The organism is Candidatus Egerieousia sp. (assembly GCF_056211015.1).
In genome coordinates this window covers 1-15,462 of sequence record NZ_JBAELF010000101.1, presented here as the reverse complement: position 1 = coordinate 15,462, position 15,462 = coordinate 1, and the positions used below count along the sequence as shown (strand labels likewise).

At 47.3% G+C, this 15,462-nt stretch carries 11 protein-coding genes and 2 pseudogenes; 1 reads left to right on the top strand and 12 read right to left on the bottom strand.

Annotation, left to right across the window (positions count from 1 at the left end):
• The first annotated feature begins 120 nt into the window (after window positions 1–120).
• Complete coding sequence (locus AC06L3_RS07240) at window positions 121–1,041, top strand: ImmA/IrrE family metallo-endopeptidase (RefSeq protein WP_475669948.1); 921 nt, start codon at window positions 121–123, stop codon at window positions 1,039–1,041.
• Between the two features lie 178 nt (window positions 1,042–1,219).
• Here AC06L3_RS07240 and AC06L3_RS07235 read toward each other — a convergent pair whose 3' ends face one another.
• The 12 genes and pseudogenes from AC06L3_RS07235 to AC06L3_RS07180 form a co-directional block, all read right to left on the bottom strand.
• The gene (locus AC06L3_RS07235) at window positions 1,220–1,714 is read right to left on the bottom strand and encodes a 3'-5' exoribonuclease domain-containing protein (RefSeq protein WP_475669947.1); all 495 of its coding nucleotides are present in this window, start codon (window positions 1,712–1,714) and stop codon (window positions 1,220–1,222) included.
• Between the two features lie 101 nt (window positions 1,715–1,815).
• Window positions 1,816–2,220: a putative toxin-antitoxin system toxin component, PIN family gene (locus AC06L3_RS07230; protein WP_475669946.1), complete on the bottom strand. Its 405-nt coding sequence runs from the start codon at window positions 2,218–2,220 to the stop codon at window positions 1,816–1,818.
• Between the two features lies 1 nt (window position 2,221).
• Window positions 2,222–2,512, bottom strand: coding sequence for a type II toxin-antitoxin system RelB/DinJ family antitoxin (locus tag AC06L3_RS07225; protein WP_475669945.1), 291 nt, complete (start codon window positions 2,510–2,512; stop codon window positions 2,222–2,224).
• Window positions 2,513–2,610: 98 nt separating this feature from the next.
• A pseudogene (locus AC06L3_RS07220) lies at window positions 2,611–4,800 on the bottom strand (ATP-dependent Clp protease ATP-binding subunit); the annotation flags it as partial.
• 74 nt (window positions 4,801–4,874) lie between these two features.
• Window positions 4,875–7,061 carry a 4-alpha-glucanotransferase gene (locus AC06L3_RS07215; protein WP_475669944.1) on the bottom strand — a complete coding sequence of 729 codons (2,187 nt, stop codon included), beginning with the start codon at window positions 7,059–7,061 and terminating at the stop codon, window positions 4,875–4,877.
• Window positions 7,058–8,167: a C1 family peptidase gene (locus AC06L3_RS07210; protein ID WP_475669943.1), complete on the bottom strand. Its 1,110-nt coding sequence runs from the start codon at window positions 8,165–8,167 to the stop codon at window positions 7,058–7,060. The genes AC06L3_RS07215 and AC06L3_RS07210 overlap by 4 nt, the downstream gene beginning before the upstream one ends.
• A 10-nt stretch (window positions 8,168–8,177) precedes the next feature.
• Complete coding sequence (locus tag AC06L3_RS07205) at window positions 8,178–9,329, bottom strand: C1 family peptidase (RefSeq protein WP_475669942.1); 1,152 nt, start codon at window positions 9,327–9,329, stop codon at window positions 8,178–8,180.
• A gap of 15 nt (window positions 9,330–9,344) precedes the next feature.
• Window positions 9,345–10,556: a C1 family peptidase gene (locus AC06L3_RS07200; RefSeq protein WP_475669941.1), complete on the bottom strand. Its 1,212-nt coding sequence runs from the start codon at window positions 10,554–10,556 to the stop codon at window positions 9,345–9,347.
• A gap of 92 nt (window positions 10,557–10,648) precedes the next feature.
• The gene (locus AC06L3_RS07195) at window positions 10,649–11,974 is read right to left on the bottom strand and encodes a THUMP-like domain-containing protein (protein WP_475669940.1); all 1,326 of its coding nucleotides are present in this window, start codon (window positions 11,972–11,974) and stop codon (window positions 10,649–10,651) included.
• 3 nt (window positions 11,975–11,977) lie between these two features.
• Window positions 11,978–13,366, bottom strand: coding sequence for an MATE family efflux transporter (locus AC06L3_RS07190; protein WP_475669939.1), 1,389 nt, complete (start codon window positions 13,364–13,366; stop codon window positions 11,978–11,980).
• Window positions 13,363–15,213 carry a glycoside hydrolase family 3 protein gene (locus tag AC06L3_RS07185; protein WP_475669938.1) on the bottom strand — a complete coding sequence of 617 codons (1,851 nt, stop codon included), beginning with the start codon at window positions 15,211–15,213 and terminating at the stop codon, window positions 13,363–13,365. Before AC06L3_RS07185 ends, AC06L3_RS07190 begins: the two co-directional genes overlap by 4 nt.
• A gap of 6 nt (window positions 15,214–15,219) precedes the next feature.
• A pseudogene (locus AC06L3_RS07180) lies at window positions 15,220–15,462 on the bottom strand (phospho-sugar mutase); the annotation flags it as partial.

Genomic DNA, 15,462 nt, shown 5'->3' with positions numbered 1-15,462 from the left:
ACCTTGTCTGAAAAGTTGTCAGAAATGGGCATGAGCATCAAGTAGTTTGCCGTTAGGACGTCAAAGCCGGAAAAGACAATCATTGCAGTTATCGGTGGGAAAAGTTCAATCACCACTGAAATGGCCGTCTCATTTGAGAATGTGACACAAATCCCAGCATCATTTTGGCTTCGTAAACAGCAGTCATATGATGAGTATGTAGAGAGAAAAAACCGCGAGGCTGCTGCGGCAGCCTCTGCTGATTGGATGAGAAAGTTCCCTGTTGCCGAAATGATTAAACGTGGCTGGATTCAGTCAGCAACTAGTATTGAAGAAAAAGTTTATTCATTGTTTTCTTTTTTTGCGATTAGCACAGAAAAGGCATGGAACGACTATTATATCAATCAAGAGTTGAAAGTGGCTTTCAGAATTTCTTTAGTGCATGCAAAAGATCCACACGCAATGTCTTCTTGGCTGCGCAGAGGAGAGATTCAAGCATCCAACTTAAACTTGGATGTTCCATATAACGACAGATTGTTAAAATCTATGTTGCCTCGGATGAAGCAACTCATGGTAGATGACACGACTGATTTTTATTCAGTTTTGCAGCAGTTGTGTGCGGATTGCGGCATCAAACTGGTTTCTACTGAGTGTCTTCCAAAAGCCCCGATTAGTGGCGCGACACGCTGGATTAAAGATGTCCCAATAATACAACTCTCCAACAGATACAAGCGATATGATATTTTCTGGTTTAATTTTTTCCATGAAATAGGCCATATTTTACTTCATGGAAAAAAGGATATTTTCCTTGAGAAGGCAGGTTGTTTCGACCAAGACATTTTGAAAGAACAAGAAGCAGATAAATTCGCCTCAAACTTAATGTTATCGCAAAGCGAAGAGCAGAGCATAATTGATTCGCGAGATTATTCAGTTGAAAATATCAAGCGCACTGCTATTAAGTATGGGACTCATCCTGCGGTAATAGTCGGAAGACTTCAACACAGAGGAGTAATAGATTACTGGCAGGATCAGTCACTGCTTAAATCGGTCAACATAAACTGATTCATATTAGACAATGCTCTACAATTTTTACCGCTGTGCACGCAAATGTAGTGCACAGCGGTATTTTCATTGGATGACATAGAAAGTCTTGACAAAATATGTTCCGATACGATACGGGCTATATTGTGCTGATGTGCTTATCCTCTGCCGGGCGTAACTTGACCGCTTAGAATATTATCTACAGAATCTGGAGAGCAATGGCTGCACAAGCTTCGGCATCGGCCAGTGCGTGATGGTGATTGGTAAGGGCATATCCACAGGCGGCGGCCACGGTCTGCAACTGATGATTCGGCAAGGAACAGCCAAAATGACGTCTCGAAGCGGACAAAGTATCATAGAACCGATAATCCGGGTAATTCATCTGATAGACCTTGAACACGGCCTTCTGGCATTCTTCATCGAACCTTGCATTATGGGCAACAAGCGGCAATCCTTCGATTCTTGGTGCAATCTTCTCCCAGACATACGGAAATACCGGTGCATCATCAGTATCGGCTTCGCATAATCCGTGGACCTGCTGACAGAACCATTTGTAATACTCGGGCTCAGGGTGTATCATCGAATAGAACTTGTCAACAATCTCACCGTCTCGAACAATGACAACACCCACCGAGCAGACGCTGGTTGGGCATTCATTGGCAGTTTCAAAATCGATGGCGGCGAAGGATTGCATAATTTGCTTGCTATAAGTGCAAATTTACGATTTTCCCGGCATATCACTCATTAATTCCCAGAAAGCTGATGTGGAAGAAACTTCAACCATGCTGCCGCTGGCTATCCAAGCTTCATATATTCCTGAAGTTTTATGATTTCAACTTTAGGGAATTTAATATCTTTCAGGACATCGAAATGCGCATCATTTGTAACCAGAAGCTCCGCATTGCCACAAATGGCACAGTCCACGAATTTGTTATCATCGGGGTCCGCCGTAATCAGGTGATAGAAGAATGCAGGTTCGACTTTCTTTAGTTGCGGCACTGCAAGAATGGCATTGACAACAGCTTTTGCCACTTGAGGGTTTGTTTTGTTGCCAAGTATTTCCTCGTATTCTTCTACCACTTCGTTAGAAACACAGAGACAGACCTCACCCGTTAAGATATCAGTCCATACTCTATGATACGGGCTCATTGACGGCAATACCGCCAACAGGCAATTGGTATCAAGAACAATTGTTCTCATACTATTTCTGTGCATGGGAATAAGGAGTTCTCAAATGCTCGTTAAGGATGTTCTCTATATCGGCGATACCTAACTGATTGCTGGCAAAGTACTTGTCAATGGCAGTCTGGGCTTGCTCAGCTGCGGCGATTCTGTCAGATATGACCTCGAATGGTATCTTGCCTCTCTGTACAACAGCTCTGGCAAATACATTCATAGCTGCATTCGCACTTAGCCCGAACTGCGAGCAAAGAGCATCGAATGAATTCTTAAGATCTGAGTCCATACGGACAGTCATTGCAACTTGTGACATAATTTACATGGTTTTTCAAATGCAAATATAGTAATCATTTTTCACAATGATGTCAATTGATTGCAAAATGATTGCAAATATTCTATCAAATTGTGGAATCAGGCGAAGCTGAGGCCATCGCCAGTGGCAGAGACTTCAACCGTGCTGCCGCTGGTGAGCTGGCCGGAGATGAGCATGGATGCCAGATGGTTCACAAGTTCCTTCTGGAGGAGGCGCTTGATTGGCCTGGCTCCGAAATCAGGGTAGAAGCCCTTTGAACTGAGATATTCCATTGCCTTGCCATCGAGGTGAAGGATAATGTTCTTCTCTGCCAGCATTTCCTTGATTCCGTTAAGCTGGAGTTCAAGTATTCTCCTTATGTCCTCACTGCCGAGCTTGCTGAATATGATGGTTTCATCTATACGGTTCAGGAACTCGGGTCTCATGCTGCGTTTGAGCAGTTCGCTCACCTTCTCCCTCCAGCCGTTTTCCTCACGGGCGATTATGTCGCTTCCGAGGTTGCTGGTCATAATGAGAATCGTATTCTTGAAGTTCACGGTGCGGCCCTTGCCGTCGGTGAGCCTTCCATCGTCAAGCAGCTGGAGAAGCACGTTGAACACATCGGGATGAGCCTTTTCTATTTCGTCGAAAAGAACTACTGAATAAGGTTTGCGTCTTACGGCTTCTGTAAGCTGTCCTCCCTCATCGTAACCTACGTATCCCGGAGGCGCTCCCACGAGCCTTGTGGCGGCAAAACTCTCCTGATACTCGCTCATATCAATTCGGGTGATCATGTTCTCATCATTGAACAGGAACTCCGCCAGAGCCTTTGCCAGTTCTGTCTTTCCCACGCCTGTTGTTCCAAGGAAAAGGAACGAGCCAAGAGGCCTCTTTTCGTTCTGCAGACCTGCCCTTGAGCGTCTTACAGCATCACTGACTGCAGCGATGGCTTCGTCCTGGCCAACAACCCTTTTGTGTAGCTCCTCTTCTAGATGAAGCAGTTTCTCGCGCTCGCTGCTGAGCATACGCTTTACCGGAATGCCTGTCCATTTTGCAACCACCTCTGCAATATCCTCAGGATTGACCTCCTCGTTGATGAGCGGATTAGGGTTCTTTGCAATCTGTGCGGTAACTTCATCTATCGACTGCTGAAGCTTGGCTATCTTGCCGTACCTTATTTCTGCAACCTTGCCGTATTCACCGGCTCTTTCGGCCGCATCGGCCTGAATCTTGAGAGCATCGATCTCCTGTCTTGATTTCTGGACAGTATCAAGTAGCTTCTTCTCCCCTGCCCATTGCTCGTCAAGCTTGGTTTTCTCCGTTCTCAGACTTTCAAGCTGCGCTGAGATTTCATCGAGTTTAGGACTTTTGCCCTCACGTTTGATTGCTTCCTTCTCAATCTCCAGCTGCTTGATTTTCCTGTTGAGTTCATCAATAGGTTCAGGGACCGAATTCATTTCCAGCCTCAGTTTTGAAGCGCTCTCATCAATGAGGTCTATCGCCTTGTCAGGGAGGAATCTGTTGGTAATGTACCTGTGGCTCAAATCAACGGCGGCTATTATTGCATCGTCGGTGATTTTCACTTTGTGATGGTTCTCATATTTCTCCTTGAGCCCCCTGAGTATGGAGATGCTCTCCGCCACGCTGGGCTCATCAACCATAACCATCTGGAAACGCCTCTCCAGAGCCTTGTCCTGCTCAAAGTATTTCTGGTACTCATCAAGTGTTGTTGCGCCAACAGTCCTGAGCTCGCCCCTTGCCAGAGCAGGTTTCAGTATGTTTGCGGCATCCATTGCTCCGCTGGTCTTGCCTGCGCCAACCAGAGTATGAATCTCATCTATGTAAAGGATAATGTCACCGTTGCTGGCCACAACCTCGCTCACAACGCCTTTCAAGCGTTCCTCAAACTCTCCCTGATACTTAGCGCCTGCTATGAGCGCACCCATATCAAGGCTGTAAACCTTCTTGTCCTTGAGGTTCTGGGCAACATCACCGTTCACTATTCTCTGTGCCAGGCCCTCTGCTATGGCTGTTTTTCCAACGCCGGGTTCTCCAACGAGAATAGGATTGTTCTTTGTTCTCCTGCTCAATATCTGGAGCACCCTCCTTATCTCTTCATCCCTGCCTATCACAGGATCGAGCTTGCCCTGCTGGGCCCTCTGGTTCAAATCAATTGCAAACCTGCTCAGAGCGCTCTCCTGTCCGTTTCCATTGTTTGAATAATTTCCATTCATATCACTGTCCTCCTGTTTATATTCTGTTATGCCTGTTGCCAATCGTTTTCCTCTTTGGGAAATGCTCTCAACAACGCAGCGCAATGGATTCAATCAAAAGGACTGCCAAAGCGGAGTATAATGCCAAAATGGCATATATAGATTATCAACTAACTGATAATCTGCATATTTGGCTTAATATCACTTAACAGTTCAAGTATCTTTTCTGTAAAGTCTTTATGTGAAAGGATATTTTCCAGAGCAATGTGCATTCGGTAGCACCAGCAATTGCCTGAATCTGCGGGATCATTGATTCTTTCTTTGTACGGATCGGCAGCACGGATCCGTTCATCAATTGAAAACCAGTCCTGCAGCGGAAGTATGCAAAGCATTGAAGGAGATGCAAGATGCTGCGCAACTATTCTTTTGCAAAGTTCAGAGCTGCAATCCTTATCGGCAATGACACCACTGCAAACCGGTTCATCGGCCAGAAGAAGTCCATGCAGATAGCGCTCCCGCTTTTCAGGAGCCAGTTCCGCCCACCACAGGCGCAACGGCGGCATATCGTGGGTGGAAGTGGTGCAGACACTCAGATAAGGATATTCACAAGGCCTGTCAAATTCCCTGAACGCGGTCTTTGGCATACGCTGTACCTCCAGGGAAAGCAGATTCAACTGCTTCATGACCTGCGGCACGGAATCGGCCAGCATGCCCAGGTCCTCCCCGCAAGCCAGCATTCCGCTGGAATATATCAATTCAGGCAGTTTGAGCAAGGCCTGATATTTCCAGAAATCATTGTGCCGTCTGTAGAAATAATCGTTGTAAAGCTCCTTCAAACGTTTCCTGAGGCCTTCGCTCAAGGATTCGAATGTTTCACATCGCTGCAAAGCAATGCGAGGATGCCAGAAGCCCCTCCTGTGGGGATCCTTAACGAACAGCTCCTTCAAAAGAGTCCTGAAGGATGCAGCGGCATTCCGTTTTGTAAGGCCATCGCTGTAGAAAGGGGTGATGATATCTGAAAGCTCCCTGGTGGAAAAAGGCAGAGCCGGGCTGAAATGGCCTTTCAAGGCGCTGGATTCGCAAGCAGGTATCTCCCAGATGCGGAAAAAGCCAAGTATGTGGTCTATGCGGAAAGCGTCGAAATACTCCGACATTTTTCTCAGGCGGGCCTTCCACCAGGCATAATTGTCCTTTGCCATAGCCTCCCAGTTGTATGTAGGGAAGTTCCAGTTCTGGCCTTCCAGAGAGAAGTCATCGGGCGGAGCACCGCACTGCGAGTCCATATTGAAAAGTTCAGGATGACACCAGGCATCCACGCTGCACCGGCTCACTCCTATTGGCAGATCGCCTTTAATGGCAACGCCCTTTGAATGAGCATATTCCACAGCTTCCTTGAACTGCAGATGTGCAATATACTGCACAAAGCAATGAAAATCCACAGAGGTCTTGTTCGCCTTGGCGTACTTTGCCGCTTTAGCTGAACTGTACCGTGACAAGGACTCCCATCTGTTGAAATCAGCGGTACCACAGGCATCCCTCAATGAACAGAAAACGGCATAAGGCAAGAGCCAGGACTCATTGTCTTCAAAGAACTTGCGATAGCTCTCCGTTCCAAGCACCCTTTCCCCCATGGCAGCATAAATCCTTTTCAGGAACTTTATCTTTGCCCCATTCACTTTTTCATAATCCACCTGCGACAGTTCATTCAGCTCTATCTGCTGTCCGGCATATTCCCCGGACCAGCCTGTATCTTCGAAGTTTCCTGCAGATGCCGTACAGGAACTGCAGAAGCTCCAGGCCTGAGGTATATTTATGAACTGCGGATGGAGTGCGAATGCCGAGACTGCATTATAGGGCGAGGAATCATCCCTGGTTCCGCTCTGTGTTGTATCATTAAGCGGCAGAAGCTGAATGATACTCATTCCACAGCCTGAAGCCCAGGCCGCAAGCAACTTCAAATCAGGGAATTCACCTGTTCCAAAGCCATCAACGCTTCTCAATGAAAAGAGCGGAACAGCAACACCCGCTCCTCTGTAGCCTTGCTTGTCAAACGCTTTGAAACCGTGCTCGTTCTGGAAGACATTGCTTCCGGAAGGCTTTTCAATCCACGAATCGCGGAGCAGCGAACTTTCAACAGCTCGGAATTCATGCCAGCGCCACTCAACTCTGCTGAGAATACCATCCTTAACCACCTTGTATCGGTAGTTCAGAGGTCTCAGCCCCTTGAGCAAGGGCACATCAATCTCAACGGACCATAATCCGCCAGGCCCGTAATTCATGGGAAAATCCCGCTCCGGCATTTCCAGAACGAGATTTTCTCCCCAGACTGTATGGTATTCTATTTCAAATCTGATCACAGACCGAGTTTCTTGCGGATATCCTTTGGTATGCAGTCCTTGTGTACAAGGTAGCAGATTGTGTTGGCCTTCACGTACTCCTCAGACATGTAATGGTATCCGTCTGAATTGCGGCGCAAGCCCCAGGAATTCTTTGTAATGTAGTATTTCACACCTTCCTGGTCCTTTGCTATACCAACAATATGCTCGATATGGTCATCCTCAAGATCGAATGTCACGAATCTGTACTGGCGGTTCTCCTGAGTAACCTTTATCTCCTTGCATCTGGCAGGAATGGTTTCAGAATGCTTGATATCGAAATCAGTGTTCAATGCAATGCTCTTGCTGAAATCATATCCGTTGTTGGAAAGGTCACCGTCCCATGAAACAGAAGAACCCATGTTTATAGCATTGTCAATGACAGCCATGAATTCGTCCAATGGAAGGTTGTAAAGCAGCTTGTGGTCCCAGTTGTCAGGTACCTCAACAGGAATCTGCTGATAGAAAGGATGATGTGAGAAGCTTGTAAGCTCCACATAATCGTCAAGGTTTAGACCAAGGCTCTTGAAGAAAGTCATTGGGGTGTATTCCTTGCCGTTGTAAGTGAATTTTTCAGGAATATCGCCAAGATATGAGTCAAGTGCAGCAGCAAAAACATTTGCAGGATATCCTGCTTCCTTCTCAACTGCAAGATTGCTCAGTTCCTTCATCCATTTTGTAAGATTCTCGTGATAATGGCGTCCGGTTGGAGAAACATAGCTCATTCCCGGATAGACGTTCTCAGGCACGCAACCATATTTCTTCCAGATATTTATAACCATATGAGGAATGCTGCCTGTGCTTACGCGGCCTTTACCGTGACGGAGATAGTTGTCGTATGTTCTCTCCATGTAGTTCCACCTTACGGTGAACATCTCTGAAAGGTCAAGTGCAGGACCGCCCTTTCTCATGATTTCACTCTCAAAGAAAGAGGTGGTTCCAAAGCACCAGCAGGTACCTGATGAACCCTGATCCTTGACCGGAGTGGCAGGATTGCGTTTAACGTCGGTGAACTTGTACTCATACTGAGCAAAAGCCGAGCCTGCAAAAAGGCACAGAGCCAGTGTTATAATCAAAGATTTTTTCATATCCGTTCAATTATTTGATACCGAGTTTCGCACGTATCGCCTTAGGAATGCAGTTCTTGTGAACCACGTAGCATATTGTGTTGCCCTTGACATATTCCTCCGACATGTAGTGATATCCGCTGTCGTTGCGGGCGTTGTACTGGCTTGAAGTCTTGCCAGCGCCCCAGGAGTTCTTTGTAATGTAGTATTTGACGCCTTCCTGATCCTTTGCAATACCAACAATATGCTCGATATGGTCGTCAACGAGCTGGAATGTCTCGAATCTGTACTGGCGGTTCTCCTGTGTCACCTTGTCCTCAACGATTCTTTTCTCAATCTGTGCGGTATGCTTGAGGTCGAAGCTTGTATTCAGCGAAATCTCCTTGTAGAAATCATATCCTGTGTCTGTGAGGTCACCGTCCCAGGCAACTGTGCTTCCCATATTGATTGCGTTGTCAATGACTGCCATGAACTCGTCCAATGGAAGATTGTACATAAGCTGATGATCCCAGTTGTCAGGAATCTCAAGAGGTATTCTCTCATAGAAAGGATGATGGGTGAAGCTTGTAATCTCCACATAGTCATCGAGATTGATTTTCAAGCTCTCGAAGTAGGTCTTTGGAGTGTATTTCTTTCCCTTGTACGTGAAGTTTGCAGGATACTCACCAAGATAGGTATCAAGAAGCGCATTGTAAATCTTCTCAGGATAACCCTCGTGCTTCTCAACTGCAAGCGCGCTGATTTCCTTTATCCATTTTGAAAGATTGCCGTGATTGTGTAGTCCGTTAGGAGAATGATAGCAGATGCCGTGATAAACCTCCTCCGGAACACAACCGTATTTCTTCATTATGTTAATGGCCATGTGTGTGATGCTTCCAGGACCCACATTGCCCTTGCCGTTTCTGAGATAGTTGTCCTTTGTTCTCTCAATGTAATTGCATCTTACGGTGTACATCTCTGAAAGGTCAATATCCTCAGGACCAATCTTTCCACCGCTGAGTCTTATGACTTCGCTCTCAATGAAAGAAGTTGTTCCAAAGCACCAGCAGGTTCCCGTAGCGGCCTGATTCTTCACTGATGTTGCGGGATTGCGCTTTACATCGGTGAACTCATATTTGTACTGTGCATGGAGGCTGCATGAAATCATGCAGAGGAACAATGCAACAAAAAATGTTCTTTTCATATCCTGAAGCTTGAATTAGTTGATACCCATTTTCTTTCTGAGCTCCTTTGAAAGGGCTGCCTTAGGAACAACGATGTTCATGGTCTTGTATTTCACGAACGGGAAGCTTGCATACCAGTTTCCTTTGTACTTGCTTGAAGTTCCCCATGAGTTCTTCACCATGAAGTACTTGTTACCGTTCTGATCCTTTGCGATACCATATATATGCATGCCGTGGTCATCTGTTGTCTCCTTGCGGTCCAGACCTTCCTGCCTCATTTCCTGTGTTACGTTCAGCTCAGGACCCGGAGCGTTGAGATTGTTCAGAGCCGCTGCCTTTGCCTTTGGATCAACGCCAATCCATCTTGCCTCGTCGGAGCCTGCCTCGTTGGCCTTCACGTCCGCCACTACAGCAATACCGTTTCTTGTGAAGCCTGCTTCAGAAACATCGGAACCCCAGGCGATTGTGTAACCGTTCATTACCACATCCTCCATAATCTGCATGAATTCGTCTAAAGGAAGGTTGTATGAAGGGGTGTTTCTCCAGTTGTCGGCAACTTCCATTGCAAACCAGGTATAGAACGGATGATGTGTGAAAGAAGTGAGTCCTACATAATCACTGCTCTTGATATCAAGTTTGGCTGCATACTCCTTAGGAGTGTATTTCTTGCCATCGACAGTGAAAGAAGTTGGAATTTCACCGAGGTAAGCCGCCTCAACAGCCTCGAATCCTCTGTGCCATGCTGTGGAAAGTTTCCTTGAAGAAGCCCTTACTATGGCATCAACGTATGCTCTGAGAACTGAGCTGAGCTCGCTGTGCGAATGCCTGTCTGAACCGTAGTTCAAGCCTGGCATCTCCGAGTTAGGGCAAATACCGTAAGCATCAATGACCTCAAAGACATCGCCGAAGTCGGAGCCCTGTGCAAAGTTGATATGACCGTCTGTCCTTACATACTTCACGGCCTTGTCTGAATAGGCCTTGGAAACAACGAACATTTCGGAAAGATCGAGCGTGGTGTCTGCCAGACCTTTTCTGATACATTCGCTTTCAATGAAAGAGATGGTTGAGAAGCACCAGCAGGTACCTGTACTTGCCTGGTTCTTCACGCGGGTTACCGGATTGGCTTTCACTGTTGTGAACTGATAGCCCTCCTTCTTGTTCTCATCCTTCTTTGCAGCATCCTGCGCCCATGCACCTGAAATCATTGCGCATGCAGCGATTGTCAGTGCCAAAAATTTGATTTTCATAATGCTTTTATTAATTGATTTGTTTGTTATTTCCATTTTATGCCAATAAGGACATATACCAAACAAAATTAATAAAAACAATTGAAAAACCACTATTTTTCTGCCACAATCATCACTTTGGAGCCATTTGAGAGCGTTGTGAAGAAGATATGCTCAGCGGCGGACTCCCTGGTTCCCGTTGCCGCCACAAGTGCATTCGTACTCATAGGGAAGTTGCGCGCGGTGACTCCTGCATCCGGATATTTTCTGAAAGCCTCCTTCAAGGACTTTCTGGAGAATGGAATCACCTCCAGAATCCTGTACCGCCTGCCCTGATATTCTCCTTCTGCACGGCGATGGTCACTGACATCCGCCGGCTTCAAACCCTCTTCACTTACAAACAGATAGCTTGAAGAAGCAAGTTGCAGCAGGCCGAATTGTGAGGCCTGAAGGGCTGCCGCACCGCTCTTCAGAACAGATTTGCCGGGCTCGAAGAGAAAGCGGTAATGTCCGTTGAGCAATTGCCGGCAATCGGCAAGATTCGCAGAGCATCTCTGTCCAAGCGGAAATTCAAAAACCTGAGCCTCATACCTTTGATTCAATCCGCTTTTGCCTGTTTCAAAATTCATAGTTGACAAGTTCGCGGCAAATACCTCAACATCTGTCCGGATATCCGAATTGTTTCCATTGAGCAGCATCAGCAGTTCCTTGCAGTCATTGTCAACACTCACAACATGAATCTGAACAGTTTCCGGCAATTCGCGCAGAAGCTGGCTGATATCCGCCATAGGGCTCACCTTAACAAGCAGATACGAGCATTTGCCGAGCAGTTTTTCCTTCATTGTGAGAATGTCGGGCGTGTATTCGCTCAGTACCACCAGTTTCTTTGAACTGTCGGATGCGCTTCTTCTGGCCGGATCAACGAATATGAAATCGTAGTGAGTTTCACCCATAAGTTCATCCAGATTATCCGCTGCAATTTCGCAATTGCGGAATTCAATCAACGGCGCAGCGCCCTTATTCAATGCCGGAACCAGCACCTTGAAATTTTCGCGGGCGGATTCATAAAGCTCTGTATTGCGCTCAACGTAAAGGAATGAACGGCATAATGAACTCAGGAACAGCGAATCCACACCCATTCCCCCGGTCAGATCCGCAGCCCGCAAGCCGCCGCATCCGCAGGGGAAGAGACCTTGCACAAGCATACGTTTATAGGAGGCTGTGGCCTGGCTGCTGCATTGCTGGACGCTGAGCATTGAAGGATAAAGAAGTTCAGGATGCTCGTACCACAGAGGCAGTTTCCTTTCAATCCTGGAACGGGCCTCAATGGCATTGACCAGCCTTGAAGGGCAACGCTTCAGGCGCAAGGCATTCACATCCGCCCTTGAGTTCTCAAGCACGAAACTGCACTCCTGTTCATTCAGCAATTCATTCTCCACTGGTCAATAATTTCTGGTGAGTTTCAGGAAGCGGCTTATGAAAAGGACACCGGCTGCTGCCAGTCCTGCCATAAGGCCTATAATCACACCCCGGGGGCCCATCTGGGCCTGAACGGCAAGGATATACGCACAGGGCATTCCAATTATGTAGTACGATATGAAAGAGCAGAACAATGGTATCTTGACATCCTTCAATCCCCTGAGGGCACATATACCGGACAGCTGCGTGGCATCAAAGACCTGATATGCAGAAACAAGGACAATCAGATCGGCCGCCAGCGCTGCGGCGTGCGGTTCCGACACGAAAATGTATGGTATGGCTTTCCTGAATATTATGAAAACTATGCCGCAGCACACCATGAAGAAAAGCGCCAGGTGCAGGGCGGCGAAGCCGGCCTTGCGGATATGTTCGAACTTGCCCTCACCAACCCAGGTGGACACTCTTATGGTTGAAGCCTGACCGACTCCCATTGCTATCATATATGTGGCAGTGCTCATCTGGTCTGCAATGTTGTAAGCGGCAATGGCCGTTCGCCCGAACCAACCGCTTATGAAAGCGCTCACACTGAAAACCACTCCTTCCAGCAATCCATGGAAACCTATTCCGGCGGATTTGGAAATAACGTCCCTTGCGCCGTCCGCAATTTCCGCTCCGCTTATCCTTTCACTGACCATCGCTGTGGAAAAACGTTTTCTTGCGCACTTGGAGAGGTAAACCATTACAGGAGAATATTCCTTTCTGCTAATGAAGATGATCCACAGGGCGGCAGCTCCGGCAACCCGGCTTATAAGGGTGGCCCAGGCGGCGCCTGCAACTCCCATGGCTTCAAAGCCGCAATGCCCGTAAATCATGCACCAGTTAAGGAATATGTTGAGGACATTTATTCCAATAGTAACATACATGGGAATACGCGTATTGCCCAGAGCCTCGGAGAAAGACTTGAAAGTGAAGAACAGTGCAGTCGGTGGAATGGAAAGCACTATCACCCAATAATATGCCCTTGAGAATGGCAGTATGCCGGGATCCTGTCCCATGTATGGGAAGAAAGGCATCACGGCATAACAGAGGATAACCAGAACAACGGACAGTATGCTGTTTATCACTATTCCCTTTGCAAAGAACGAAGCAGCCTTGCGCGGACTGCCTTCTCCAACCGAATTCCCTATGAACGGGGTGATTCCGCAGCAGAATGAAATCAGGAAGAAGAAAGGAATCAGATATACGAAGATGGCAAACGAAGCTCCCGCAAACTCGCGGAGACCAACATGACCTATCATTATTGTATCAACAATGTTGGTTATGGTCTGCCCGAGCTGCGAAATGATAATAGGCACCGCAAGAGAAAGGTTTCTCCTGTAGAAAGGGATGTATGTCTTGAGAGCCGATATCACTCGAACCAAGGATTTACAAGAGCCTTGTAACCTGCCTTGAAGCTGCCGGCATCAACCGGCAGGACACCCTGCGGGGCAATGGCTCCGAACATGATCTTTGCAACAGCTATCTGATTGCTTGGTGCATTGGAATACGCAACAATAAATGCTTTGAAATTATTGAATCCCGGCATTCTGTCAATTGCGTAGGGATTGCCGAAATAGGCAACCGCCATATTCTGTTCCAAAGCCCAGGCCGAGAAGAAAGCCAGTTTTTCGGGATCTATACCATAGTTCCTCTGTGGAAGATTCTCCGTATAATGCACGCCAAGAATTACAGCCTTGTACTCCATAAGTCTCTGTTTCAGCGAGTCAAGTTCTTCCAGACTGGCATCCTTGGATATGTAGAAAGTATCTATGTCCGTGTATTTCATCAGTTCGCTTCCGAACACGTTCCTTGAAAAATCCTCCTTTGAAACCGTTCCTGCTCCAAAGCCAAGGTACGCCAGTTTATTTGGTGCCTTCCCGGGGTTCTTGTCCTGTACTGCAAGAGGATGGTGGGCAGGCTCCTTGAAAGGAAGCATTCCGGCATTGCTTACAACGGTCACGCTCCTGTCCGCAATTCTCTGGATAAGAGCCAGATGCTCAGGTCTCTGGTAATGTTCCTTTATGGCTTCAATATCAACGAACGGTGTGTAATCCTTATCGAACATTCCCAGTTTGGCCTTGAGTTCCAGCACTTTGCGCACGCGAGCATCAAGTTCATCCAATGAAAGATTCCCGCGGTTGAGTTCTTTCACGAGCAGGTCGAGCGCCTTTACAGGATCGTCGGGCATAAGAAGTATGTCGGCTCCGGCGCTGTATGACGCCAGGCATACTTCGTCCGGCTTCCTGTCTTCGGCTATGCCGTCCATACCAAGCGCATCGGTGATTACTATGCCATTGTAGCCCATCTTTTCTTTAAGCAGACCTGTGATTATGGGATATGAAATTGATGCAGGCGTTCCGCTTTCATCGAGCGAAGGCACACTCAGATGTCCTATCATAACCATATCAACCCCCTCAGCACACAGGCGTTTGAAAGGATACAGTTCCATTTCGTCAAGTCTTTTGCTGTCGAACTCCAGCACCGGCAGTCCTTTATGCGAATCCACGTTGGTATCGCCGTGGCCCGGGAAATGCTTGGCACAGGTAAGGATTCCGGCATCCTGCATTCCCCTCATGTAAGCTATGCCCCATTGAGACACTTTCTCCTTGTCCTGACCGAAGGAACGTGTATTTATCACAGGATTCTCCGCATTTATGTTAATATCAATGTCAGGAGCGTAATTAACCAGCACATTGGTTTCCCTGCATTCACGTCCCACAGCCTTGCCCATTTCATAAACCAGTTCATCGCTTATGAGGGCGCCGAGCTGCATCTGACGCGGATAGAACGGATATTCAGGATATCTCATTGAAAGGCCCCATTCGCCATCGGTTGTGATGAGCAGAGGCAGACCGCTGTTTCTCCTGTTAGGGAGAGCAACCTTCCTCTGAAGCTCATTCAGCCTTGCAAGCGAAGGACCGGCAGGATCATCATCAAGAATGATTCCCCCCACCCTCTCTTTTGAGACAAGATGATTCAGTTTTTTCACTGACGATGGTTTCACATCCTCAACCTTCATAACCACTATCATAAGCTGTGCGAACTTCTCCCTGGCTGTCATTGAAGACATCAGCTTTTCAATATGCTCCGCATAATCCTGCGGATTACGGAACTCGAATTCCTTCTCCCTCTCCCTGAGACCCGAAGCGGAAGCGCTCCCGACACTTGAAACAACCATCACACAAACTGCAAGCGATAAAAGACCTTTGTAAAACTTCATGGAATACTAGAATTTGCTGAATTGTTCCCTCATAGCGGCAATGCATTCAGTTGCGTTGCTGCCTGTTGCACCAAAATAGAATTTGATTTTAGGCTCCGTGCCTGAAGGGCGTACCGTTACAACGCTTCCATCGGCGGCAAAGAATCTCAGGACATTGGACTTTGGAAGACCGGTTGCCTCAGTATTGTAATAATCAATGACTTTCACAACTGGCTTTCCGGCTATCTGTGCAGGAGGATTGTTCCTGAG